Annotated in this window: 10 protein-coding genes; 4 read left to right on the top strand and 6 right to left on the bottom strand. The window is 60.5% G+C overall.

The window, feature by feature from the left end; all coding sequences use genetic code 11:
- Nucleotide 1: 1 nt before the first annotated feature.
- From VSP_RS00880 to VSP_RS00855, 6 genes are all read right to left on the bottom strand, one after another.
- Nucleotides 2-11,797, bottom strand: coding sequence for an Ig-like domain-containing protein (locus VSP_RS00880; protein WP_009958096.1), 11,796 nt, complete (start codon nucleotides 11,795-11,797; stop codon nucleotides 2-4).
- A gap of 156 nt (nucleotides 11,798-11,953) precedes the next feature.
- Nucleotides 11,954-12,475, bottom strand: coding sequence for a hypothetical protein (locus tag VSP_RS00875; protein ID WP_157210664.1), 522 nt, complete (start codon nucleotides 12,473-12,475; stop codon nucleotides 11,954-11,956).
- 362 nt (nucleotides 12,476-12,837) lie between these two features.
- Nucleotides 12,838-15,351, bottom strand: coding sequence for a DUF1592 domain-containing protein (locus VSP_RS00870; protein WP_157210663.1), 2,514 nt, complete (start codon nucleotides 15,349-15,351; stop codon nucleotides 12,838-12,840).
- A gap of 137 nt (nucleotides 15,352-15,488) precedes the next feature.
- A complete protein-coding gene (locus tag VSP_RS00865; RefSeq protein ID WP_009958091.1) occupies nucleotides 15,489-16,760 on the bottom strand; it encodes a DUF1552 domain-containing protein in 1,272 nt (423 codons plus the stop codon).
- A 130-nt stretch (nucleotides 16,761-16,890) separates the two neighbouring features.
- Entirely contained in the window at nucleotides 16,891-19,206 is a 2,316-nt protein-coding gene (locus VSP_RS00860; RefSeq protein WP_044133379.1) for an AAA family ATPase, read from the bottom strand.
- Between the two features lie 2 nt (nucleotides 19,207-19,208).
- Entirely contained in the window at nucleotides 19,209-20,318 is a 1,110-nt protein-coding gene (locus VSP_RS00855; protein ID WP_009958089.1) for an AAA family ATPase, read from the bottom strand.
- 347 nt (nucleotides 20,319-20,665) lie between these two features.
- On the opposite strand from VSP_RS00855, the gene VSP_RS00850 reads away from it, so the two are divergent.
- From VSP_RS00850 to VSP_RS00835, 4 genes are all read left to right on the top strand, one after another.
- The gene (locus VSP_RS00850; protein WP_009958088.1) at nucleotides 20,666-21,181 is read left to right on the top strand and encodes a hypothetical protein; all 516 of its coding nucleotides are present in this window, start codon (nucleotides 20,666-20,668) and stop codon (nucleotides 21,179-21,181) included.
- Between the two features lie 71 nt (nucleotides 21,182-21,252).
- On the top strand, nucleotides 21,253-23,166 hold the full coding sequence (locus VSP_RS00845) for a dynamin family protein (RefSeq protein WP_009958087.1): 1,914 nt from the start codon (nucleotides 21,253-21,255) through the stop codon (nucleotides 23,164-23,166).
- 21 nt (nucleotides 23,167-23,187) lie between these two features.
- Nucleotides 23,188-24,249, top strand: a complete 1,062-nt coding sequence (locus tag VSP_RS00840) for a dynamin family protein (protein ID WP_009958086.1) — start codon at nucleotides 23,188-23,190, stop codon at nucleotides 24,247-24,249.
- The gene (locus tag VSP_RS00835; protein WP_009958085.1) at nucleotides 24,246-25,538 is read left to right on the top strand and encodes a PLAT/LH2 domain-containing protein; all 1,293 of its coding nucleotides are present in this window, start codon (nucleotides 24,246-24,248) and stop codon (nucleotides 25,536-25,538) included. Before VSP_RS00840 ends, VSP_RS00835 begins: the two co-directional genes overlap by 4 nt.
- Nucleotides 25,539-25,545 lie beyond the last annotated feature (7 nt).

Genomic DNA, 25,545 nt, shown 5'->3' with positions numbered 1-25,545 from the left:
GTTAGTAGCTTACTGTAGGTTCCCCTACTTCTTTTGTGCTTTTTGGATCGGCTTTCCACACCCAGATAAAACTTGGCCCACTCGGCAGCACCGTGATTAAGGCACCGAATGCATCCAACGAAGCGTCCTCCCAATCTTGCACACTTGGATAGGGGTTTGCCGGACCATAGGAGGGATCGTAGTACTTCCCATTGTATTTGACAATATCGTGATTGGCGAAAATGGCTTGAGGATTGCCATTCCCCTGCCCTGCCACACCGTTCCCATCTGTCGGAGTGAAGGGGTTCGCATTTAGCGTCCAGTCCTTGACCAGGATGATTGCTTCCCATTTGATAGGCGTTCCGTTCGGGAGTACACTATGAGCCAGAAGATCTGCCTGGAGTTTGTTCAAATCTGGCGTGGGCGCAGTGACGGTGCAGATATCCGAGTCGATCCCTTGAGCTCGCAAGAGATTGATGAAGAGCGTGGCCCAGGCACCGCACTTCCCATCACCTGTGCTTAGCAAGTCAAAAGGACTGGGCGTGACGGTGGCCGGATTGCCCCAATACTTCATGACAGTCCCGCTTAGCTCACCCGTGCCAGGTTTCACGGTCTGCACATCTCGATCCGTGAAGTCCGCATAGATGGCATCCACCACCGCTTGCGCGTTCGCCCCCTTGCCTTGCGCATTGCGGCAACTGATGTTGAAGAAGCCTTCTCTCTTCTCCGCCGCCGCCGTCTTGATCGGGTCTGCCATCACGATATAGACCGTGTGCTTGGTGCTGCCGATCGCGCTCCAGTCCCCGTTCCCCACCTTGATTTCCCAGTCAATCTTGAATGCGGAACCCGCGTCCGCACTGTGGTATTGGATGGAGTTCGTCAGGTTGTTTTGTGCCGTGGTAAGGGCCAGATTGAGCGTGCCTCCGCTGCCGGGCGTGACGGTGGTTTCAGGTATCTGCAGGCCCTGGGCTGACGTGGCCTTCACCTTCACGGTTTGGCCAGACGGCAGGTCCTTGATCTGCAGCTCAGCCCCCACCTGCGGCTTGGTATTGCGGGTGTACGCCACGGGATAGTTCTTGTCCCCTCCGGCGGCACTTATACCCGTAGCGGCGACTCCGTCCGCATTGCCATCCACCCATTGAGGCGCGCTGTAGGTGGTCGTGCCATTGTCAGACTTCAGCTCGTGATAATTGGTCCCGCCAAAGCTCACCTTCGTCACATCTGCGGACAGCAGATAGGCCTTCTTGTTCTTGAAGTCGGCGCTGTCTGAGAACGAGGTCAGCAACCGGTCTGGATCCACCTTCACCACCCGGGGGTTCGGCAGCGTGCTGCCACCTTCCGAGGTCAACACATCGACATACAGGGTCCCGTCATAGTCCGGCCCTTCTTTGAGAGTCGTGCTCTTGTGGTTCAGCGTTATTTCATAAGAGATCTTGCGATTCAGGGTCACTGTCTCCTTGGAAAGGTAGCCCGGCTTAGACCCATCCAGGGTCTTGCCCCCCTTGAACGTGACAGAGTAAGACTCGGACTGGCTGCCGCTGTCATCGCCCCAGGTCACTTTCACCTTGTACTCATCACTCGGCTTGGGATTCCCCTGGCCACCGGGATTCGGATTGCCGCCAGCACCGCCGCCTCCACCACTGCCACCACTGCCACCACTGCCACCACCACCGCCCGGTCCCCCGGGTCCTGGGTTGCCGCTGCCGGGCGGATTGCCAGGCTGGCCGCCACTGCCGTCTCCTCCTACGGTGCCACCGCCAGTAGAGCCACCGGTGCCCTGGCTGGCCGCCTTGGTCCGGAAGTGGAGCTCCCAATCCCCGGATTGCTCGAAGTTCGCCCCTGCCAGGCTCTTCACCTCTGAGCTCACGCGCACAATGTAGGCCGTGTCTTCCACCAGCGGGGCCAGCGGGATGATGTCCAGCCGGTTGAGCAGGCTGTTGTAGCTCAGAACCGCGGGCACTGTCTGCCCCGTCCACCCCGTGATCAGCTTCACATTCGCACTGGTCAGGGTCGAGGCGTCCATGGCCTCACTCCAGGTCAGCTTCACGGTGAGCTGCGGGCTCACATTGACATAGCGGTTCACCGGGTAGGTGGAGGTGACATAGGGCCCCGTCAGCGGCGGGACCAGCGGCGGATCCACCGTCTTGAAGCTCCAGCGATGCTCCGCGGCCATATGCTCACCTCTGAGGTTGTTCACCCCCGTCTCCACGACCACTTCATAGGCCTTGCCCAGGGTCATCGCCGCCACCGGCGTCACATCCACACGGTACCAGTAGGGATCATAGGTGACCGTAGCCGGCACCACGTTCTGCTGGTCATCATACACCGTGAAGGTGCTGCTGGACACCGTCGCCGCATCCAGAGGCTCACTCCAGTACGTGGAAACAACGGCTGCGGCAGACACATTGATGTAGTCCGGCCCGGGCAGGGCCTCCAGCACCTCCGGCTTGCTCACCGCCGTGCTGTTGGCGCTGGTCTCGAAGATCTGCGGCCCGAAGGGCGCCACCAGGAAGTCGTTCGCCGGATCAGGCGCCACCTCCCATTCATAGATGGTATTGACATCCAGCGGGGAATCAGGCACGAAGGCCACGAGCTGGCGCCCATGCAGGATCTGGGAGGATCCGGTCACCACCTGCCCGTCTGAAGAGCGCTTCAGCAGGAAGTCAGGCGCCACCGCGCCCACGGGCAGAGGACGGCTCAGCCCGAGCACCAGCACCTTGTCCACAGGCACATTGCTCTCACCCTGCACCGGGCGGCTGTAGGTGACCGCGGCAGGGACGGACGCCGCGTCATGGGGATCCGTTCCCACCAGGTACTCATCCAGGTTGCTGTGCCCGTCGAAGTCATCATCCATCCAACTGTCGTTCACCAGCGGGTTCATGCCGTGGGCGATTTCATAGCCATCCGGGATGCCGTCTCCGTCCGTGTCGGCCAGGGCCGGGTCAGAGTGGTGCAGGATGACCTCATTGCCATCGCTCAAGCCATCGCCATCCGTGTCCGCCTGCCCCGGATCCGTGCCGTGGGCGGCTTCGCCCAGATTGTCCAGTCCGTCATTGTCGTCATTCCCGGTGCCCGTCTGGCTCAGCCCGCCGAAGTGGGCCGTCTCCCACGCGTCAGAGAGGCCGTCGGTGTCCGTGTCCACAGAGGCTTCAAAGGCACCCAGATCTGGCGGCACATCCCGCAGCTTGCCCGTGATGTCACGCAGCACTTTGGTCGCCGCAGTAACCACGCCCGCATCCACGGCCGGACTGGCGGGATCCGGGACCCCGGCGCTGTCCAGCAGGGGGTCCGCACCAGAGGCAGCGTGCTCCGCCCCCAGGATGATGCTACGCCTCACCTCGATCTCCACCAGATCGTTGGCGGCATGAACCTGGATTTCCTCCGGGTCGTACTCAGGATTCCAGACGATGGAGTTGAGCAGCTGCAGCCTGCCCACACCTTCCACATGGATGCCCGTACCCCCGTACTGATAAGTGTTCTCGTTGTTGAAGAGGGTGCAGTGCTGCACCAGGAGGTCCCCGGCAGCCTGGTAAATGCCCGCCCCGTTGGGGGAGAAGTTCTGCTTGATGACGCAGTTGGCCACCCGCACCTGGTCACTGTTCCCCGATGGGTACACATAGACGCCACGCCCCTCATACGCGCCGGGGTCATGAGAGATCACGAGACCGTCCACGGCGGCGTGCTCCACCTGCAGGCTCAGGCTGGCAGAGCTGCTGGAGTTGGCGATCGTCGGCGGCGTGGCCCCCGCCTCACCCAGGATCAAGATGGCCTTGGTCCCCAGGTAGACGGACTCATCGTAGGTTCCAGATTTAACCAGGATGATCTTGTGCGTGCCGCTCGCCGCATCGGCGGCATTGACGGCGGCCATGATCGTCTTCTTCTGGGTGGCATTCTCCGTCACAAAGGCCGGGTTCACGGTAATATCCGCCGCAGGCAGGCTGCCGGCCACACTGGCCTGCGTCCCGCGCTGGAACTCATAGATGTTCGGGATCCGGTCACCGTCCTTGTCCTTCAGCGCGTCCCGCGAATCCTGCGGATCCAGTCCGTGCGTCACCTCATACAGGTCCGTCATGCCGTCACCATCGGTGTCTGATGCCGCGGGATTGCTGCCCGCCCCGTACTCCACAGAGTCGCTCACCCCGTCACCGTCCGTGTCCGTCAGGCCGGGATGGCTGCCGTACACGAGCTCCTGCGCATTGGTCAGCCCGTCGGAATCACTGTTGGTGGCGCCATTGGCAGCGAGGCTGCCCAGGTGAGCCATCTCCCAGAAGTCAGGCAGATGGTCCGTGTCGGAATCCACGTACTCATCTGCGCCCAGATCGGGGTTCGCACCGCGGACCTCACCATGGATGTCCTTGGCAGAGACCGGCAGCACCGGCGTGCTGGCCGTGTTGATCGCCGGGCTGCCATGGCGCAGGAAGCCCGCGGGGGTGAGCACCGGATCAGCAGGCAGGCCGCCCCATCCACCACCGTACACGATGGAGTTCAAGACCTCACACGATGCACCCACGCTCTTGTAGATCTGCGGGTGGGCAGCCGGGAGCGCAGGATTCCACACGATCGAGTTGCGCAGGCGCAGTGCCCCGGTGCCGATGTGAATGCCCCAGCCCTGGGTGGCGGAGGAGGCAGGCAGCCCTGTGTTGCCCGCCACGGTGCAGTGATCCACCGTGGCCAGCCCCTCAGAGACCAGGATGCCCGCACCAGAAAGGCTGCGGTTCCCCCGGATGACGGTGTTGACGAGCCTGGCATGCCCCTGATGCGTGCCGACGGACACATTCACCCCGCCGCTGCTGGTCGCCACGGCAGAGTGGGTGAGCACCAGACCGTCCACCACGCAGCCGTCCTCCACGATCGTCAGACTGTAGTCTCCTGAATCAGATGACACCACCGGTGGGGTGTGCCCCTGCTCACCCAGCAGCAGGATGCGCTTGCCGCTCAGATACACGTCTTCCGCATACGTGCCCTTCTTGACCAGGATGATCTTGCAGTCGCCTCCGGTGTTGTACGCCGTGTTGATTGCCGCATTGATGCTCGTGTGCGAGCCGCCCGTGGGGGCCACGGTAAAGTCCGCCGCCTGCACACTGCCGGCGCTGCTCGGGTCCTTCGCGCGCACATACTCAAAGAGGTTGGGCAAACGGTCGCCATCCTTGTCATCCAGGGCGTCGCGATAGTCCAGCGGGTTCAGCCCGTGGGTCACCTCAAAGCCGTCCGGCATGCCGTCCAGATCGGTGTCAGTCACGAGCAGTCCAGTCCCGGCCGTCACTTCGTCACCATCATCCAGGCCATCTCCGTCCGTATCCGCCACCTGCGGGTTCGTGCCATGCAGGTTGTACTCCGTCAGGTTGTCCAGGTCATCGTTATCCGGGTCACCCCCAGGCGTCGTCACGCCCAGCGCCTCCAGCCAGTCCGGCAGACCGTCATTGTCAGAATCGACAAACTCATCCGCGCCGATGTCGGCAACTCCCGAGCGCGATTCCCCCTGGATGTCCTTCACGAGGGAGGAGCCCGCCGCCGCACCCACCGCAGGTGAAGCGATCTTCAGATACCCCTTGGGATTGAGGAAAGGATTGACCCCCAGGCCGCCATGCTCGCCACCCGCAATGATCGAGTTCACCACCGACACCGCGGCGGGATTGGACGAGTACACTTCCGCCGTGCCAGACCCCTCGGGATTCCAGACGATGGAGTTCGCCAGCTTGAGCCTGGAGGAATATCCCACATAGATGCCACGGCCCTGGCTGGACGTCTTGTTGCCGTAGATGGACACATGCTCCGCCTCCAATCTCCCGTTGCTCACATAGACGCCGCCTCCTTGATTGGCGCCATGGTTGTGAATGAAGCAGTTCACCAGACGGGCACGGACCTGCGCAGGGGAAAGTGAGACCAGCACGCCGCTCAGTCCGTTGTAGGGATCGCCGTCCACGTCATTGACCCGGGTGATGCGGAAACCGTCCACCACCGACTCGTCGTACAGGCTCACCGCATAGGTGCCTCCCGTCGTCGCACGAATCTCCACCGGCACCGTTTCCCGGTCTGCCAGCAGCAGCACCTTGCGCCCGCTTGTGATGCTGAGGCTCTCCTGGTACACCCCGCTCTTCACACGGACGATGCTGTAGTACGGGTTGCTGAAGCTGATCGTCGTGCTGTTGATCGCCGCCTGGATCGTCGTGTGAGAGCCCCCACCCGCCTGGGCCGCCACATAGTCATCCGCCGGGCGCAGGCTGCCGTTGCTGGCAGAGGTGCCCCGCTTGTACTCCCACAGGTTCGGCACCCGGTCACCGTCCTTGTCCGCCAGGGCGTCATCTAGGAGCGGGTCCAAGGTATGCACCGACTCATAGCCGTCAGGAATCCCGTCGGAATCGGTGTCACTGTCAAAGGGGCTGGTCTGCGCGAGGATCTCGTCACTGTCGTCCAGCCCGTCCCCGTCCGCGTCTGCCAGCAGCGCATCCGTCCCATACAGGGAGTATTCGTCCAGGTTGGTCAGACCGTCTCCGTCATTGTCCCCGTTGGGGTCCGTCACGCCCAGCGCCTCCAGCCAGTCTGGCAGGCCATCGCTGTCAGCATCCCGCCATTCATCGGCACCAGCGTCCGGGGAGGAGGCCCGGGTCTCAGCCTGGATGTCCCGCAGCACCCCGGCTGTGGTTGAGCCCGCATCCACCGCCGGGGACGCGCCCGTCAGATACCCCCGGGGATTGATGAGGGGATCCGCAGTCGCCCCACCGAAGGAGCCGCCCCGGACCACCGAGCCGATGACAGAAACCGTCCCAGTGGAGTCCTTGGCGATCTCAGCATATCCCGCCGCATTGGGGTTCCACACGATGGAGTTCACCACCCGCAGAGAGGCACTGTAGGACGCGTAGAGGATGGAGCCATCCACCCCCGTCTTGTTGTTGTACAGGGTGGAGTGCGAGATCTCCAAACGGCCCTGGCCAAGGTGGACTGCCGCCTCACCTGCGCTCCCGTGCCCGTTGATAAAGCAGTTCACCAGCCTCGCCTGATCGTCCGGCTCAGAGAGGGATACCGTCACCCCGGTGTAGCCGTTCAAGTCATCGCCGTCCACATCCTTGGTGCGGGTGATGCGGAATCCATCCACCACGGCTTCGCCATTAAGCGAGACCGCCTGGTAACCGGTGGCACTGGCGCGGATCTCCACCGGAGCAGACTGCAGATCCGCCAGCAGGAGGATCTTCTGCCCCCCGTTTACAGAGATCTGCTCCTGGTACACGCCCGGAGTCACCCGCACAATGCTGTAGTACGGAGTGCTCCAGTTCGAGGTCATACTATTGAGCGCGCTCTGGATGGTGGTGTGCGTGCCCCCGGAGGCCGCCACCACGGCATCAGCCGCCGGCTTGTCAGCAGCATTGCTCGGGGAATGGCCGCGCTTGTACTCCCAGAGGTTGGGCACGCGATCCCCGTCCTTGTCGGCAAACGAGTCATCCGTCAGCGGATCGAGACTGTGCGTGAGCTCATAGCCATCGGGCATACCGTCGCGGTCGGTATCAGAGTGATTGGGGTCACTGCCCGCGGTGTATTCCGCGGCATCCCCGGCCCCGTCCCCGTCGGTATCCGCCACGTTGGGGTTGCCGGAGAAGTTGTACTCCTGCGCATCCGCCAGCCCATCGCCGTCAGCATCTCCCAGGCCGTTCCGGCTCAGATCGGTGAAGTGCTTGATCTCCCACCAGTCTGCCATGCCGTCGTTGTCCGTATCCACCCACTCATCCGCCCCGATGTCGGCCCCCGCGCCCGCCGGGCGCAGCTCTCCGTCCATGTCATAGTTCGAAGAATTCACCAGCTCTCCAGCATTGATCCCCGGAGCCCCCGCCCTGAGGTGCCCGTCCGGCCGCAGCAGCGGATCCGTGCTGATGTTCCCCGCGCCCGCATGACCACCGCGGACGCAGGAGTGCGTGACCGTGGCGCTGCCATAGCCAAGGGTCAGCTCCACCCCGCTGCCGGGGTTCCAGAGGATCGAGTTCGCCAGCGTGAGATTCCCACCGTACACATGCACCGCCTCCCCGCCCGCAGCCGTGGAGTTCCCGGTGAGCGTGCAGTGCACCATCACCACATCCCCCCCGCTCGCATAGACCGCCGCACCATTGGCGTTGGTATGGTTGTTCACCAGGACGCATCCGGTGATCCAGGCATTGGCGTAGCTGATGTTCAGCGCCGCCCCAGAGTAGCCCGCAGCATTTTTGAAAGTGAACCCGTCCACCACAGACTCCCTGCCGATGGTCAGCCCCGGGGAAAGGTTCTCACCGTCAACAACAGTCTCCGCGGCCCCTTCCGCTGAGATCAGCAGCGTCCTGTAGTTGTAGAGATACAGGGACGTGTTCCCCGTCCCGGTATACACCCCCGGCACCACCTGCACGATCTGGAAGTCCTGGGATACCGCATCCAGCGCCTCCTGGATGGTCGTGTGGCTGCCCCCGCCCAGCGCATCCACCACATAGTGCGGCACAGGCACAGAGGAAGCCAGATTGGGATCACTGCCGTTGCGCAGTTCATAGATGTTGGGGTAGCGGTCCCCGTCTTCATCATCATAGGCATCCGCCAGCAGCGGGTTCAGCCCGTGGTCGAGCTCATCACCATCCGAGATCCCGTCCCCGTCAGAGTCCTCGCTGGCCGGGTTCGTACCTGCCTGGAATTCCTCCAGATTCGTCGCCCCGTCATTGTCATAGTCCCCCGTCTCATCTTCACCCAGCCCCCCAAAGTGGAGCACCTCCCAGTCATCCCCCAGACCGTCAGAGTCCGAGTCTGCCTGCACGATCACCGTCCGCGGCGCAGAGACGCCCTCCGCATCCAGGTCATCATAAGCACGCGCGGTCACGCTGTAGGTGCCCGCAGGCACGCTGCTCCACGTCCACTGGTACGGCGGGGAGGTCAGCTCCTGCAGGAGCGTCGCCCCTGAGTAGAACGCCGTCTTTGTGATGACGCCGCTCTCATCCACGGCAGAGGCAGACAACGGGATGTTGGCGCCTTCCAGATAGATCTTGCCCACGGGGGGCGCGAGCATTTGCACCACCGGACGCGGGTTAACGGAAAGCACCACCGGCAGATGCAGTGCATCCTCACCCGGAGCGTCAGGAGCCACCCTGATCGTGCCTTCCAGCGGCACCGCAGCATAAGGCGGTGCTGTAAAAGTGGCCGTCACATTCACGCTCTGGCCCGCCGGGATCTGGCCAGAGAGAGGGCTCACCGCCAGCCACGGAGCCAGGGACTTGATGGAGACAGCCAGGCTGTCCTTCAGGTACGCAGCATCTGACACCACCGTGAGCCCTTGATCCCCCAGCAGGTTCTGCACCCCCACCGTGGCCGCATCCACAGCGCCGGTCAGCGTTTTGTAGTACAGCAGGATCTCACCATCCGGCTTCAGCACGATCTGGAACGTGGCATTGCCCGATCCACTGTAAAAGGCCACTTCCTCAAACTGGATGATGAACTCCGTGCCATTGTCCTGGTAGTAGATGTCCCCATGGCTCCCCGGATGAAGGTCGTCAAAAAGCGCGGCGATGAGATTGACCGGAAGTGAGGCATTGGGAAGCGCCCCGTTGGAAGGCGTCGAGGCACCACTGCCAAACGTGACATAGCCATTGCTCCCCACATGGAGCTCTGCGAACGTTTGGCCGTAGAACGGAAACGGGAAACTCAGACCCACCGGGGCAGAGGAATCGTCCTCACTGGAGAGTCCCACCAGGTGGGTGCCCGTGGTGCGGATGTCATTCCAGGCAAAGACAGGCCCTCCCGGCGCATCAGAGTCCCTGTATTGGTAGTCACCCCCACCGGGCACCTCCGTCTTCAGAAGTTCGATGTTATAATCCAACGGTTGCGTCCCGCGGTTCGTCAGCGTCACCGTCCTGGGCCCGCTGGTGCTGTTGGCAGTCACGGTGGCTTCCAGGGGATTCGGACTGCCCGTGATGATGGTGGCGTACACACTCAGCTCCACGGGAGAGCCCGTGCCTGAGCTGGCAGTAATCTGCGCCTCAGGCACCGTTGTCTCCGGCTGTTTGTACCAGGCCTCCACCAGGCCTGCACTGCTGCTTCGCACCTCCAGCACATCGCTCAGGGTGGGAGTTCCCGCACTCGTCGGGGCCAGCTTGCCGTCCCCCTCCGTGACGGCGAACTCCACCGGGGCATTCACCAACTCCACCCCCGTGGCCAGGTTTTTCACCTTCACCACCAGAGGGCTGCTGGTGAAGTCCAGCGGATTGGCATGCTGGTGGTTGCCGGAAACAATCTCCAGCACCGGCACGATCAGCGCCCCGCCCTGGCTGTAGTAATCCACAGGATCACTCCCTGCCTGGAATTCACTGCGGTTGCTCAACCCATCACCGTCCGGATCTTCACCGGCATCGTCAGGATCATTTACGGCAAGGCCGTGGGCCGTCTCCCACCAGTCAGGCATCCTGTCCCCATCCGTATCGAGAGACGCCCCGCTCACGTCCAGGGTGAACATTCTCTCCGTGTGAGCCCCATCACCGTCCGCCACGCTCAAGGTCAGAGATTGCAGCCCGTTCGCCACCCATTGCAGACTCTCTCCGGCCAGGAGCTCACCGCCAGGCGTCAGGGAGAAATGCGTGCCATTGGGATTGTCCAGGGTCGGAATCGAAAAAGTAAGCGGGTCCAGATCGATATCCATGCCGAACACATCCCCCACGCGGAAAGGGGTGCCCGGCACCCCCGGCTGCAACTGGACCGCCGCCACCGCATAATAGTGCATCGCCCGGTTGTCCGTGTCACGGATCGAGGTGCTGACACCGAAATCCATCGAACCATTAGCCGTCTCCAGGTACTCGCCAAACCGGTCCCCCGGCACCATGGCCCCGTGGGAGAAGCCGTTGATATTGAATGAGTAATTGTCAACCGAGCCATTCCAGTTCATCACCATCACCAGGCCGGAATCCCATCCCGTCATGTTGTCGGTAGGAACCCATGAGGAGTCCGGCATGCTCACCGCCACCCGCAACTTGTCATCCACCGCCACGGACCAGCCGAAGTGTGATCCCCCCAGCCCCTGGACCTGGGCCTGCACCGGGGAGAACAGGGAAAACAGATTGTAAAAGCCGAGCAGGTCATTGGGACGATCCCACTGGCCCACGTGAATGGTGCCCCCCTCCCCCATCACATACGTGGTGTTGCCGACCGTGATCCAACCCTGCTCATAGGGAGCACCAATCGCCAGCACCCGGCCATTCAGCGCGACAGAAAAACCAAAACGCCCGTCCTGATGCCCGGCAAGACTCCACGCCGTATGCACCACGGACCAGGAGGAGCTGCTGTATTCATAGAAGAAGACAGCCCCGGCATCCGTCATGGTGTAGGGCGTGGTCCGGTCCCGCCCAGGGGAGCCCACCAGCATCCTGGTGCCATCCACTGCCAGACTAAAACCGAATTGATCGCCCGCCACGCCACCGGTCGGTTCGACGGTATCCACCAGGGACAACGAGCTGCCACTGAGTTCGTAGATGTACACTGCGCCACTCGCCACAGACGAGGCATTGAGAGCCCCTGGCGCGCCGATGTAGATCCGCGAACCATCCGCGGTGATGCTGGTCCCAAAACCCGAGGTGCTGCCCGCCGCCAGAGGAGGCTGGAGGGTCGTCTGGTAGGTCCAGCTCCCATTGCTCCCCTTTAGAAAAATGTCCACTTCATCCAGAGGCAGCGCCCCAGAGGGAGTATCAGGCGTGTGTCTCTTGAACCAATAGGTCCCCGCGGAAGAAGTTGCAAATTCGCCGTCTTTGGAACTGTCCGCGTCCACCCCGTCGAAGCTGGTGACATCGTCGCTGGTGCTGTCACTATAATACACGCCAAGGTAGTCAGGCACAATCCCAAGGGCATCGGGCGCATGATTGGGAGCCTGCGCCCACGTGACATGCGAGAAAGGGCACGCGAACCCTATTAACATCGATATCGAAAAAAAATAGCAGGCGATGTTTCATGACGGATTTTCGGGGGGATTGGGGGTGGGCTTGCCTCAGGACTAGCGGGGCTTCACAGTGAGTGCGTCCATCAACTCACGATTCTGCTTGTCGAGCACCACAGGAGAGACTTGCACGGTCTGGTCGGCTTTCACATCCTGGGCTCTCAAGGTCTTACTACCAGATTTAGCCTCGCGGCCCGGGATGATGCTGGATCTTGCCTCGAGGGTTCGAGACGTCATCGAGGGTGAGGTTTGGACCACGAACACGGGGGCCGCTGTGGCCCCTGATCCCTGGGTCAGTGGCTGAGGGGCTGCTGCGACATTTGACGGCTCCGCCTTGGAGAGGACGTTCGTGTCACGCTCAGACTTGGGGGAGCAGCTTCCCATCGTGAGCATGGTGAGGCCAGCAATCGCACCATTCAGAAGCGATGCCACCGACATGCCCCTTCCGCTCCCGTAAAGAGTTCGCAGAGGCATGCCCTTCTCCAGAGAACGGGAATTCGAGGAACAGACGCCACTTCTTGTCTCATTTACCAGATCGCGGCTGACTTGCGCCAGCATGATGCAGAATTTATGATGCATGAGTTTGTTATTTTTAACGATGTATTTAACAAATGCGCAATCAAAAATCGAAAACATTGTTTTGATGGGTATTATAGCTTTTGCAATCTATTATCCTTTTGGATAGGTGCTCGGTTTGGCGGTTTTGTCCATGACGGGACAGCACTGACTCAACCCGAGTTAGTTCCTGCACTTTATCCCGTTAAATCGGAGGATCTCTGCCCCCCCCTTAACGCCTGCTGGGGTGGACCTTGTCCCATACGGTCAGAACGACCAAGGGCAGGGACAAGAATGTCCTTCCCTTTTGCTGTGCGCGTCCTCCCGCGCCAGCTCAGGTCTTGTGTCTGGCATCTTGTCGTCTTGTGTCTCTCGCGCAGCGAGCTTTACCTCGAACGGAAGATCTCACTCGTCAGGCACTCTGCGATGATCGCGCGCAGGCCGAGGCCCTGTTGCTTCGCCTTGTCGTGAATGTCCTGAATGACGAAGTCATCGGTGGATTCCATGAGACGGCCGGTGCTGTAGCTGAGCATCTCACCGATGAGGTGGCGGATGAAGAGATCTTCCCGGGTCTTGCGCAGGATTTCTTTAAAGCCTGCAAAGTCCTGGTAGGTCTCGCCAGAGGGGAACTCCCCTGTGGTATCGATGACAGGTGCAGGTGCGTCTTTCTTCTTGGGCTTGGGATAGGTGGTACGCCACCGGCCAATGGGATCAAAGGCCTCCAGGCTGAAGCCGAGGGGATCGATCTTGTGATGACACTCTGCGCACGTTTTGTCGGTGCTGTGCTTCGCAAGGCGCTCGCGGATGGTGGTGGCCCCGGAGACATCGGGCTCGATGGCGGGCACTTCATCCGGCGGCGGAGGGGGATGAATGCCAAGGATGTTCTCGCTGACCCAGACGCCGCGGGTAACGGGGGAGCTCTCCACCCCGTTGGCGCTCACGGTGAGCACGCCGGCCATGCCCATGAGGCCGCCGCGATGCTGGTTGCCCTGAAGGCTGACCTTCTTGAAACCATCGGCAAGACGCAGCGATTTCGCCTCGGGCAACTCGTAGAGTTTCGCGAGCTTCTTGTCCACGAAGGTGTAGTCCGCGCTGATGAACTGTGCCGCAGAACCATTGTTCTTGAGCAGATCACGGAAGAAGAGGCGCACTTCCGTCTTCATGGAATCTGGCAGATTCTCGGCGTAGTAGGAGCGGTTCGTCTCACGCGGCGGCGGCTGGCTGCCCAGGTCGCGCAGGCTCAGCCAGCTGTCGAGGAAACCATTGATAAACGCGGTGCTTCTCTCGTCGGAGAGCATGCGTTGCACATGCTTTTTCAGCTCGGCATCCTGGGTGAGTTGCCCTGATTTGGCAGCGTCGAGCAGCGCCCGGTCCGGCGGTCCGGCCCACAAGGCGAAGGAAAGGCGGGAGGCGAGATCGTAGGGCTTCAATGCCTTCGAGGATTCATCCGTGATCTCGCTGAGGTAGAGGAAAGACGGCGAGCACAGGATGAGCTTCACCACATCCAGCGCAGCCTGGCGGGGGGCGGCCTTTTCCCCCAGGCGTTTTTCATAGAGCGCACGGAGCGGCTTGCGGTCGCTGTCGGCCAATGGCCGGCGATACGCCTTCTCCGCAAAGGCAAAGAGCTGATCCATGGCGCGATCTTCCTTGAACCCTTCATTTCCGAAGACGGCGGCTTCTTCCGCGCTGCCTCCCTTCTCCGTCACGGGGCCCTTGATCTTGACCTCACTGATGCGGATGTGCGGCAGCTTGCCCTCCCGCAGGATGTGGGCGCGGCCCACGAGGGAGGTTGGAATTTTTTCCTTGAACTCGTCTTTGTACTTCTGGTTGATCGTGATCACCGAGGCGCGCGACTCATAGGGACCATTCGGGAAGATGAAGCGCGGTGTCTGCCCCGCCTCCAGCCACACCCGGAAAGAGAGCCGCGTCGGTTTGTCATCTGGCACGGTCTTCGTCGCCAGCACGGGCTCGATGGCCTGGGGATAGTGGATGTGGCCCTTGGTCACATCCCCGGGCACGATGCCCAGGATGAACGGCTCAGAAAAATCGATGCCGAAGATGGCGGGATCGTAGTGCGTGTCGCGGTGCCTGGCCTGTGCCTCCACTTCGATGTCGTACATTCCAGACACGGGCACGCCTTTCAGGAAGTCTTCAATATGACCATAGCCGCCCTGGCGGGTGTCCGTGTTCGGCTGCTCATAGAGGTTCAGGAAACCGAAATTGAAGGCATCCTTGTGGGAGCCATACAGTTCCTCGTACTGGACGAAGTGGCCGTTGAAGCGCCACTCCTTCGGCTCCATCACGGGCTTGCCCAGCCGCGTCTCCACCAGCCGGTTGGCCGCCTGGAAATACTGGTCCACCAGAAACCCGGACGTCACCAGCGTCTGGCCGATCGTATCGATGTGCCGGCTCGTTTTCTCCTTCGGGAAATCAGCGGTCAGCCCCAGCGTGTCCACGCGGCGGCCGAAGAGCGTCGCGATGGTGTTTTCATACTCGCGGCTGGAAAGCCGCCGCATCACGGTGCGCGAGCCGGAGCTTTCCAGTTTGCTGCGCGCCGCCACGGTGCCCTCCCGCAACGCACGCAGCATGGCGAGACGTTCTTCGTCGGATGGCTGGTCCGCCTTCTTCGGCGGCATTTCCTTCAGCGTGATCTGATCGATGATCTCCTTGGCCGAGATCAGGTCGGCGACGGACTTCAAGGGCAGGCTGAAGGACTCGAAATCCCGGTCGCCTTTCTGAATGCTGGAGTCATGACACTCGATGCAGTACTTGCCCAGGAAATGATTCACCTGTTGAGGTGGGGTCAGGGCAGGCTGCGGCTTGGGTGCTGCGACAGCAGTGGGTGCGGGTGCCGGGGCCACTGCGGCCGGGGGCTGAGGCGCAGGCGCAGGTACAGGCATGGGGGCCGGCTCCGGTTTCGCCGCAGGCTGCGGGTTCGGTGAGGGAGCCGGTGGCTTGTCGTCACCTTGCGCAGCCGCACCACAGAAAGCCATCGCCGACACTCCGGCGAGGAGACAGAGGGAATGAAAAACGCGCATTAAGCAAAACGGCCAGTGCTGCTGCCAAAGCGGTCGGTCTCCACGCCCATCTTCTGCGCGATATCCACGAAGAGATTGCACAGTGGCACCTTGTTGATTCCCTCACGCGGCACCTGCCGGTACTCGCCATGCTTGTAGCCGCCGCCCGCAAGGATGATGGGAAGATCCGAGTTCTTGTGTGAGTTCCCGTCCCCCATGCCGCTGCCGAAGAGCACCGTGGTGGAGTCCAGCAGGGTGCGATCCCCGTCGTTTACCTTGGACAGGCGGCTCACGAATTTGCCAAAGTGCTCAATCTGGTACCGCTCCAGGGCGATGAGGTTCGCGATCGCCTCCGGGTCATTGCCGTGGTGGGACAGACCGTGGTAATCCTTTTTGATGCCCAGGTGTTGCGGCATGAAATCGCCCCCGATCTCCAGCGTGGCGATGCGCGTGCTGTCCGTCTGCAGGGCGAGTGTGATCAGTTCATACAACAGCGGCAGATCCTCCACCGCATTGCGGTTCGCCGGCTTGTCAAACGGAGCGGCGGGCTTGGGCTGCAGGGTCCAGCGCTTCCGGAGTTCCAGGCGCTTCTCCACATCCCGCACAGAGGTCAGGTACTCGTCGAGCTTGTCCTTGTCCTCCTTGTTCACCTGGCCGGAGAGGCGGTTGGCCTCCTCCCTTACGGAGTCCAGGATCGAGGCCTGCACCCCATTTTCCTGCACGCGGCGTTCCTGGCGCTCTTTCGACTCGCTGATGAAGAGCTTCTCAAACAACTCGGCCGGGTTCGTGATCGGCGGCACCCGCACACCCGACTTCGTCCACGCGATCTGGCAGCCACCGTGAATCCCCCCTTCAGAGCCAACGGTCAGCGAGGGGAACCGCGTCTCGAAGCCCACCTCATCCGCGAGGTACTGGTCGATCGTGACATTCCCATCCGGACGGTTCTGGGCCTCGGAGTTCAGCACCCCGGAAAGGAAGGAGTGGACCGCGAAGTGCCCGCCCTTGACGCCGTGATCAAGACCGCGATAAACCGTCATCTGGCTGCGATTGTCCCAGATGGGCTCCAGCAGGGTGGTCTTCTCGTACGCCGCACCCGTGGTTGTGGGGAAAAGCTGTTTCACCTGGAACCCAAGCAGGTTGCCAATCGCCACGAACCGCCTTGCTCCCATGCCCGCCCCTTTGGCCATCTGGACGGCCGCATTGCCCCCCACAGCACTGGCTTTGAGCGAAGTGAGCCCCGGCAACGCGAGCGTGGCACCGAGGGATTGGAGAATAAAACGACGACGATTCATGCGGGTTCAGTGAAGGGGGCAATGACTAATCGCTCGGAATTGGGGAGATTTTGCAGGAAAGTGGCGTCTGGAAGCCCGCAGATGGGAAGGGGCGCCTGTAGACATCGCCTTCCAGCCATCCCAGCTACCTTCAGGGTGGATTAGCGTGCAGTTCAAGATCCAGGGATATTTCGCCTGCCTCAAGGGCCCGGCGAAGCCAGTGTTCCAGAATGGGCACCTTGAATTTCCCTTCAGAGGAGAGCAGGTCGTAGTCGCACAAACGGGCAAGAGCAGGCCCTGGGGTCGCAGGCTGCCCGGCAAGAAGCCTCACAACAAGAGCCTGACCGTCGGACCCAGCATCGTTCCAGAGGTCGATACGGTAGTCACTCCAGGCCTCAAAGGCCAAAGCGACGGCGTTGTCCACGTCCACCACGGTGGCGGTCATCCGCTTTTCCTTGTTTAACTGCCGCACCAACTCTCCGGCGACAGCTTGAAGAAGGAAGGGCTGGCAACCGGTGATTTCCAGCAGGTGATTGAGAGCTCCAGGAGCATAGCGAAGAGGAAAGTCCGGCTGTGGAGAGGTCAGCAGCCTGATGGACGACTGCCGATCCAGACAACCGAGTTTAAGCGTACGTGCCCCGACGAAGCGACTGGCCCACTCAGGTCCGAGTGCATGGAAGGGCCGCATCCCGCAATAGATGAGGACGAGGCTGCGGTGCTGTTGCTGGAGATGACGGAGATAGTCCAGCAAACGCCAGTCCGGGTCTTGCTTGGCAAGACGGCTCATGCGTTCATATTCATCAATGCAGATGCAGATGCGAAGGCCGGGACGCATGGCCTTCTCTGTGGAGTCCAACCACTCATTGAAGGTGGCGAATGGCTCATCCCTCAGTTGAGCGATCAGCAAGCCTTGCACGGTTACCCCGCGGCGCAGCAAAGCTGTGGTGATAGCTTCAGAAAGAGCTGTAAAGAAGCGGGGAAGGTTTTCGTTGCAGGCGGCATTCTGCATGTCCAGATAGCAGGCTGTGCAGTCGGGTCCGAGCAGCCTGGGCAACTGTAGAAGCAGACTGCTCTTCCCCATGCGTCGCGCCCCTCTTAGGAGAATCGCTGAGGCCGCCGCGGGAGCGAGCATGAAGTTCTCCAGTTGATGCCACTCGTCCTCACGACCAAAGAATGACTGGGCGTCTTCTTCCTTGAGATAGCTGCCAGCTTTGAAGAGATCAGGGATGTGGCCGAGGTCGGGCACGTTGTCACGGGTTCGGCGCAGTTCATCCCGAAAGAGGCTCTGCCAGTCCATCGCACATTGAAGCAGCCGTGAAGCAAGCACATCCGGAGTGCCCATCGTGCTTCTCTGCAACTGCTCGATCTCCGTTGCGCCGCGGTCGAGAGATTGAAGCTGTTGCTCACGGGAGGTCAGCGCCAGACGATGTGCGGCATGCTCGGCAATCCTGACAAACGCAGGACCATGCTGGACTGCAATCTGCGGCAGACGTTTGGGTGGAGTGCGCAACCACTCCAGGCGACGCAGGACTTCGGGAAACTGGTTAAAGGCCGTCACCTGCAGATCTTGCAGCATGACCTCACTCAAGGCTGCGCTCACAGCACGTGCCTGATGCCGCCGGTGCGCGGAAACAAAAGAGATGATCTCGTAGCCAAAGTCACGGTCGGACTTGACCAAGTTTGCCAAAAAAGTGACGACTCCGGGCAAGGGAAGCCAGATCACTTCATTCCAAGCGAGGGGATGTTTCTTCCAGAGCCTGCTAACATCGGCATTGGGCTGGCTGCTGGCCTTTGCGAGAGACCATGACTGCAAGGCGTAGATCGGATAGTCGAACAGGCGGAAGTGCACCACGATGAAGCTGACCAGGAAGCTCATGCTGCTGCTCAGAGCGCAGACAGCCTTGGACAAACCCGCATTCATGGCGACACCCAGGCCAAACAGCGCAAAGAAGGCTGTGCCGATCAATGCCAGAAAGAGTCTGATCCAGAGAGCAGGGAGAGGAGGCCGCCCCAAACTTGAAGTGATGGCAATCACGATGCCGGTGGAGCAACTCAGCCACAAAGCACCTGAAAGGCCGGTGGCCTGGACCACAAGCGTCCTGGGCAGACCGAGGTACTCAAGACCGGTGATGCCCCAGAGCAGGCCCATCGACAAGGCCATCGTCGTAGCCATGACGGTGTCTGAAACCAGGAGAAAACAGGCGGCCCCCACCAGCACCCCGGCCACGACTCCCGGCAGTATCCCTGGCCAGAAAATGGGGGCACCATTGATGCAGTGGATGGTCAGCGCCAGAACGCAGCTCCCCACCAGGGCCAGGAACATGAGAGCGGGCACCATCCGCGTCATGTGACGGAGACGGGATTTCAAGCTGATGTCAACCTGCAAGCCGATATCGGCCTTGTAGCGCGATGGCCAGAACAACAGCAGGTAAAGTACATGCAACGACCAACGGAGATGGGATGTCATCGCTAGCATTCCTCCAGGGTTTTGATACTGTTCCATTCGATCTCGGCATCATGCATCGCCTCGTCCAATGAGCGTCCAAACTCGCGCTTGAGCTGCACATTGTAGCAAGCGATCTGAAGCTTGCAGGGATGTTGCCCCGCCCAGTGAAGGATCGTCTCAGACTCCCGAGAATCAAACGACACCCCCTCTACTGAGGTAAGGAAGCTGGCAGCTTCTTGTGGAGTAAAGAGCCCCAGAAGCGTAACCGGTGCCGTGTTGAATGGGGAGACGTTTTCACTGCACTTGGCGAACTCTCGCAGGGACTTCTTGCTGCCAAACCACAAGGTCAGGCACTGTTGGCTGACGGCGCGAAGGTTCTCAAAGAACTGGAAGTCAAACTGCTGGCTCAGCTCCAGACTGGTGAATCGTTCCGCTTCATCAATCACGAGGACAAGGTGGCGCTTTTTAGATTCCTCCTTGCAACAGAGGGAAAAGTCCGCGTTTGAAGTTGGCGAATTGATCAGCCCCCAAGCAGAGGCCACTTCTGCATAGAAACCCTGCACGGTGTGGGTATCCGCCCGCATCATGTCCACATAGGCAAAGGCATGCCTGGGGTGCCAGTTTGTCAGCTTCCGGCCTGCTTCACGCAGGAGTGAGGATTTGCCAATTTTTCGTCCCCCGTTGATCTGACCGCACTTTTGCCCGCGCAGCCGGTGCAGCTGTTCCGCCCTCCCATGAAAGTCACGGGAATCCAGGATGCATCCACGTTCCAGGAAAGGCTCATGGCGCTCACCAGCAGGTTCATTGTTGAGCTCGAAGAGATCTAACAGGAAATGGCAGAATCGGCGTTCGTCCGCATCCTCCTGCAGTTTACCTTTGCCCAGGCGATTGAGGCCACGCAGGAGGTCTTGCCACAGGGCGACCGGATTGTAGTGGGTGGCATCGGAGGCTCCTTCAACCGGGTGGGTCATGGCAAATATGGCCTTTGCAATGCGCGTGATGCTCTCCTTGGTGGGTGGGCGTGGCGTCCCACCTGTGGTGAGATGCTTCAGGTGCTCGTGAGAACCAGGAACGTGGTAGTGCAGTTCGGTGAACTTCAGGCCGTGGTCCTTCAGACACGCTTTGATGAGCATGAGTGCCTCGATCCCTGAGTTTGGCGATGGTTTGTCCACGGGAAGAATTTGATCCCAGATCGCGGGGCGATGCCAGTGATTAAATCGGACTTGGCAGGACAGGAGAGGACACGGCAGGACACCGAACGGAATCTCGCCGGGGCACCCAACCCGGGCCCCATCCACGCAAGGCAATCGAGAGCGAGGGAATGGGCTCCTCGTGCTCAGAAGGACAACATTCAGGACAGGTGAAGCCGGGGAGTGTCCACCGGTGTCCTGCGACAAAAGTTGGCCGATCAGGCGCGCCGTGGAAGCATTGTGCCGCCACAAAAATTCATCACCAACCTGCAACAAACCAAACTACTGCCATGATCACTGACCTGCTCTCCATTACCCGCCAACCCGACTGCATGACCGGCACTGGTCTGCGCTTGTTCGGCGTGAACAACTTGCATGCGAATTCCTGCACCCAGCCCTCGCGCTACGCCCTGGCGATCTTTGTGGCGGAAGCCCTGCACAGCGAAGCGCCCGCTGCAGCCATCATCCCCAAGGTGACCTTCAGTCGCCCCATGGCCCCCTCTCTTGATGCTGACCACATCCTTTGGGAAGCGCACATCGCACCGCATCTGGGCAAGGCGATTGCCGCGGCCAGAACCACGCTGGGCGGCCTCGGGCTTGGCGGGGTCATGGAGCAGGCGAGAAGACTGCTGCTCACCCAGCCTGGCATGATCACCGAGGGAGGCGGCGGGCTCGTCATCCCCACCCTCGCCTTCCCGACGCCACCCGTGTCCGCACCCAGAGTCGCCGTGCCAGATCTGTCACCTGTGCGACGGATCATCGTGATGCCACGCGTGCAACAAATTGCCAAGACCATCGCCGCCTGAATCATTCACTGGACAATATGATGGCACCAGCTATTCCAATGCATAGCATAAAAAATTTATACTATACTTCCGTGAGCACCTCCCTTGGCAACTATCCGGAGCTACAGCAGGCGATCAAGCGCGCAAAGGAACTGCAAGCAGCATTGGCGGGAGCCGGCCAGACGCTTGTTGAAAAGCGCCTTGCCGAAGCGATCACCGCTGCGAGTCAGCTGCGATTCTCCATCGGCGTGGTGGGGCGGGCGAAAACGGGCAAGTCGACCTTCATCAATGCGGTGCTGGGGAGGCGGGACGATTTGTATGCGCCGGTGAACCGGTCGCCAGCCACCAATGTGGTCACCTGTTTTGCCAACGGTCCTGAGGAAACAATCCGCGTGGTCCGACATTCGGACCGGCCGGAGGACCCGGGGCAGTTGATTCACGCGGTCGAGATTCGCAAGTTCGCATGCGAGGAAGGCAACCCTCGCAATAGCAAGAATGTGAAGACCATCGAGGTGATCGCACCGCTCCCGAGGCTGGGGGTGGATGTGGTGCTGGTTGACACTCCCGGCGCGGACAATGCTCTCAGCAATTTGCATGACAACGTGCTGCTGGATTTCCTGCCCAGATTGGACGCAGTGATCTTTCTCGTGAGGGCGGACGATCCGTTTGTCGAGTCAGAGATCAGGCTGCTGTCCCACGTGCAAGAAGCGCACGTGAGCAAGTTGCTGTTCGGGGTGACGATGGCGGATGCTGTCGAAGCAGATGAACTGGCAGAAGGGCTGGAGCACAACCGCGCTGTGCTGACGAAGCTGGAGCACGGTCAATGTAATCAGTTCGTCATCTCCGCAAAAACCTTCCAAGAAACTGGCAGTGAACCCGGTATGGAAGATCTGCTGGAGGCGGTGCAGAAGCTGGTGGGGGAAGGGCGGGCAGCCATCGTCACGGAACGTTTGATTGAGATCACAAAGCACTGTGCCAAGGAAGCACGGGAGGTTGTGGCAGAAGATCTTGCCATGGCAGAACGGAGTGCCGAGGAAATACAGGCTGAGAGGGCGACCATCATTGACTTGCGGGAAACTCTTGGAACCAAAAGACCGGCCCTGGAACGCAGATTTCAAAGTGCCTGGACGAGAGCATTCGAAGATTTCCGGGATGTGCTCCCTGCGATCGAGCGTGCCATGAAAGAGGAATACAACGCATTGATCGACAGGACACCAGACCGCGCCTTGACGACCCTGGCGAAGACAGTGCACACGGATGTGATGAAAAGGCTGGATGAGTACCTTACTCAACCCGGTGACGGGCTTCGCGAGGCGGTGGGTGAGGCAGTCCGAGTGCTAGGGGTGGACTTCAGTGCCTCCCTGGGTGTCGCAGCCCGGCAGATAGCCCCCGTGATCAGCAACAAACAATCCTTCAACCCCGCTGTCGAAGCCGTGACTTCGCTGGTGCCGTCACTGCTGGCGGCCTTCGGCGTCGCGAGTTTGCCGGGTCTGGTGGCATCGACAGCCATGGCGGTGGCACCGGCACTCGTCTGGTGGAATCCCTTTACCTGGGTGGCAGTGGGTGCGGCAGGTGCAGGTGGCGCGGCCGCGAGTGCCCTGCTGGCCCCGGTTGCAGCACTGGGTACGCCGGTTCTCATCGGAATGGCCTGCTACCGCTGCTTCACAACCTGGAAGGGCCGGATGGCAGAAACGCGTAACGCCCTTTCACTGGCGGTAAAAGATCTGATCACAGACGCGATTCATGAAACCACGCAGAATGTCCGGGTGTTGAGCCGCAAGGATGTGCTGATCGTCGATGAGTTTCTCAATGAAACCACGGCAAGGCTCACCGCGTACGAGGCCAAGCTGACGGGCTTGCTGAAGGAACGGCCAAGTGCCGAGCGACTGGAGCAGCTCAAGACCACGTTGCTCTTGCTGGACGGCGTGATCCAGCCAGCGCCAACGCCAGCGCTTCCGGCGACCGCAGCGGATACTTCGGCAGCGCCCGCGGTGCGCCTCTTTTAAGTTCCCCAAATTGTTCTGCGTATGGATCAGCTCATTTCATCTCTGGTGATGTTGTTTCAGGACACGGCTCGCAATCTGGCTGCGAATCCCCGGCCCGGTCATGCGCAATTCGCGATGTTCTTGCGAGATTTTCAGGCCCAGCGTCTCATGCCGCTGTTTCATCGAACGCGCGCGCTGGCCAACGAACGCTATGTGGTTTCGATGATCGGGCTGACAAACGTGGGAAAATCTACCCTGGCGCAGGCGCTGTTGCGTGAGCCGGTCGCTCCCCGTCGGAATGGAGCGGCCACGGCAGTGCCGGTCGAGTACGAAAAGGGCGACTCCTGGTCCATAACATCCTACCACACGGGGCTGCACATCAAGAGAGAGACATTTGACGATGCCACCCGTCTCTCAGTCCGGTTGCGGCAGCTTGTCTTTGATGTTGATGAGCATGCGGCAAAGTCGATCATCCGCATCATCGTCAGAGGACCTCTGCCAGGGCTGCCTGAGGGGCTGGTGCTGGTGGACATGCCAGGATGCGGAGCAGCGGAAGCCATCACGGGACCGGAACAGGATGCTGAGATCATCCAGTACGTCCGCACCCATGTGAACGAGGTGCTCTTCTGCGTGCGGGGAGACGCCAACAACTGGAAGACCAGCCCCAGGGAGGTTGAGTTTTTCAGAGATCTCCAGGACCTCTGCAGCACGGTCGTGGTGACACGCTGGGAAAGCAATCCCGAAAAAAATGAGGAGGAGATGGCAAAATTCCAACACCAGTTCTCTCATCTTTTCCCGCTCTGCCAGTTCCTGTTCGTGCAGGCGAAGTGGGCGATCCATGCCTATCAGAAAAAGGATGAACAGAAGCTCGTCGAGTCCAACATCGACAGCCTTCACGCTCTCATCGAAGAGCGAGCCTCCATCACCGCACGACAGCGCCTGCACCATGAGCAAGTTGTCCATGCCTGCGATGACTTCGCGGAACTGGCGCGCGAACCGCTCCGTCAGGCCGCGCTGCGCACCGTACCCTGGCGGTCGGACAAACTGGAGAATCTGAAGGCAACTCAGGGGGCCCATGAACTGATTTTGCGCATCACACCATGAAGCTTGTCATCGTCGGACCTGACGGTTCCGGAAAGACCGTCTTTCTCGCCATGCTCGGCAGCTACGTGCAGGAGCATGCCAAGGATCTGCAAATGCAGCCCAAGGACTTCGCCACGGCGGAGTATGTGGCCACGGCAAGAACTGCCATGGCCGACGGCAACTGGCCGCCATCCACCGTAACAGGACAACTCCACCGTCTGTTCTGGCGCATCGGCATCCAGAGCAAGAAACACGAGCTGGAGATGTTGGACTGCGACGGCAAACAGTTGCGCAAAGTGCTCAAAAATCTGCCCGAGGTCGAGACCAATCCAGAGATGCTGGCCATCCGCCAGCACCTGGATGCGGCAAACACCATGCTCTTCTTTCTCAACCTGGAAGATTTCTTTTCAGAAACCCGGGAGAATGCTCCCGGTGAGAATGCCTTCCTGCTCAGCGCATTTCTAGACAACAGTCGATGGAGGTCAAAAAGCCGCGCGGTCGTCGTGACAAAGATTGATCAATATGCCGGTCTGCTGGACGCAACCCACGACCTAAAGTCAGTCCTTCTGGAGCAGGTAAGGCACTTGCCGGAATTGTGCGGCGCTATCGAACAGGCAAATGTGCCATTCATTCCGGTCTCCAGCGTGGTCACGGAAATAGTCCACCAGGACGACATGCTGTTCTCCGTACCCAAGGCACCTCTGACAGCGGGGGACATGAGGCTGATCACCTCCTACATTCGCAAACAACTGGGACAATTTCGGTTCAGGCGCGTGCTGATGAATGTGGGTGCCGCCGTTCTGGGGCTCAGCCTGGCGGCAGGTGCCCTCCTCTTCTGGAGGGAATACAACGCTTTCACCTATCAGGTGACGTTCAAGACTCATGACCACGTGCCAGACCCATTGGATCCGGACAAACCTGTCGAAGTACAAAAGAGCCAGGAGTTGGGATTTCCAGCCCACAAAGAGGGCACCGATGCCATCGTCACTCTCACCATCTATGGCGAAGAGGGGAAAAGTGACACATTGACATTCAATGGTCTCAAGCCGTCTGCGAGCTCCAAAGATGCTTTCGAAACGGGCCAGGTGGATACCTTCAACAACCTGCGAGCGTCCCGGGTCGGCAAAATACAGAGTGTAAACGTGGCGCATGACGACTCCAAGCGAGGCGGTTGGCACTTGGATTTCATCGAGGTGAAGCAGTTCCGTTATGGAGAACTGCTCAGCACCACCACGTTTCCCTACTACAACTGGCTGTCCAATGACAGAGGCGGTTGCGCCAAACCGCTGCAACCCGGACCCGCCTCCTAGTTTAACT

Source organism: Verrucomicrobium spinosum DSM 4136 = JCM 18804 (assembly GCF_000172155.1).
Lineage (GTDB): Bacteria > Verrucomicrobiota > Verrucomicrobiia > Verrucomicrobiales > Verrucomicrobiaceae > Verrucomicrobium > Verrucomicrobium spinosum.
This window is presented reverse-complemented; position numbering and strand designations above follow the sequence as displayed.

What these genes read in the sequence shown, in the direction of transcription:
- VSP_RS00835 (WP_009958085.1), top strand. Translation starts at nt 24,246, where the DNA reads ATGAAGCTTGTCATCGTCGGACCTGACGGTTCCGGAAAGACCGTCTTT.
- VSP_RS00855 (WP_009958089.1), bottom strand. Translation starts at nt 20,318, where the DNA reads ATGCTCATCAAAGCGTGTCTGAAGGACCACGGCCTGAAGTTCACCGAA.
- VSP_RS00840 (WP_009958086.1), top strand. Translation starts at nt 23,188, where the DNA reads ATGGATCAGCTCATTTCATCTCTGGTGATGTTGTTTCAGGACACGGCT.
- VSP_RS00850 (WP_009958088.1), top strand. Translation starts at nt 20,666, where the DNA reads ATGATCACTGACCTGCTCTCCATTACCCGCCAACCCGACTGCATGACC.
- VSP_RS00875 (WP_157210664.1), bottom strand. Translation starts at nt 12,475, where the DNA reads ATGCATCATAAATTCTGCATCATGCTGGCGCAAGTCAGCCGCGATCTG.
- VSP_RS00865 (WP_009958091.1), bottom strand. Translation starts at nt 16,760, where the DNA reads ATGAATCGTCGTCGTTTTATTCTCCAATCCCTCGGTGCCACGCTCGCG.
- VSP_RS00870 (WP_157210663.1), bottom strand. Translation starts at nt 15,351, where the DNA reads ATGCCTGTACCTGCGCCTGCGCCTCAGCCCCCGGCCGCAGTGGCCCCG.
- VSP_RS00860 (WP_044133379.1), bottom strand. Translation starts at nt 19,206, where the DNA reads ATGACATCCCATCTCCGTTGGTCGTTGCATGTACTTTACCTGCTGTTG.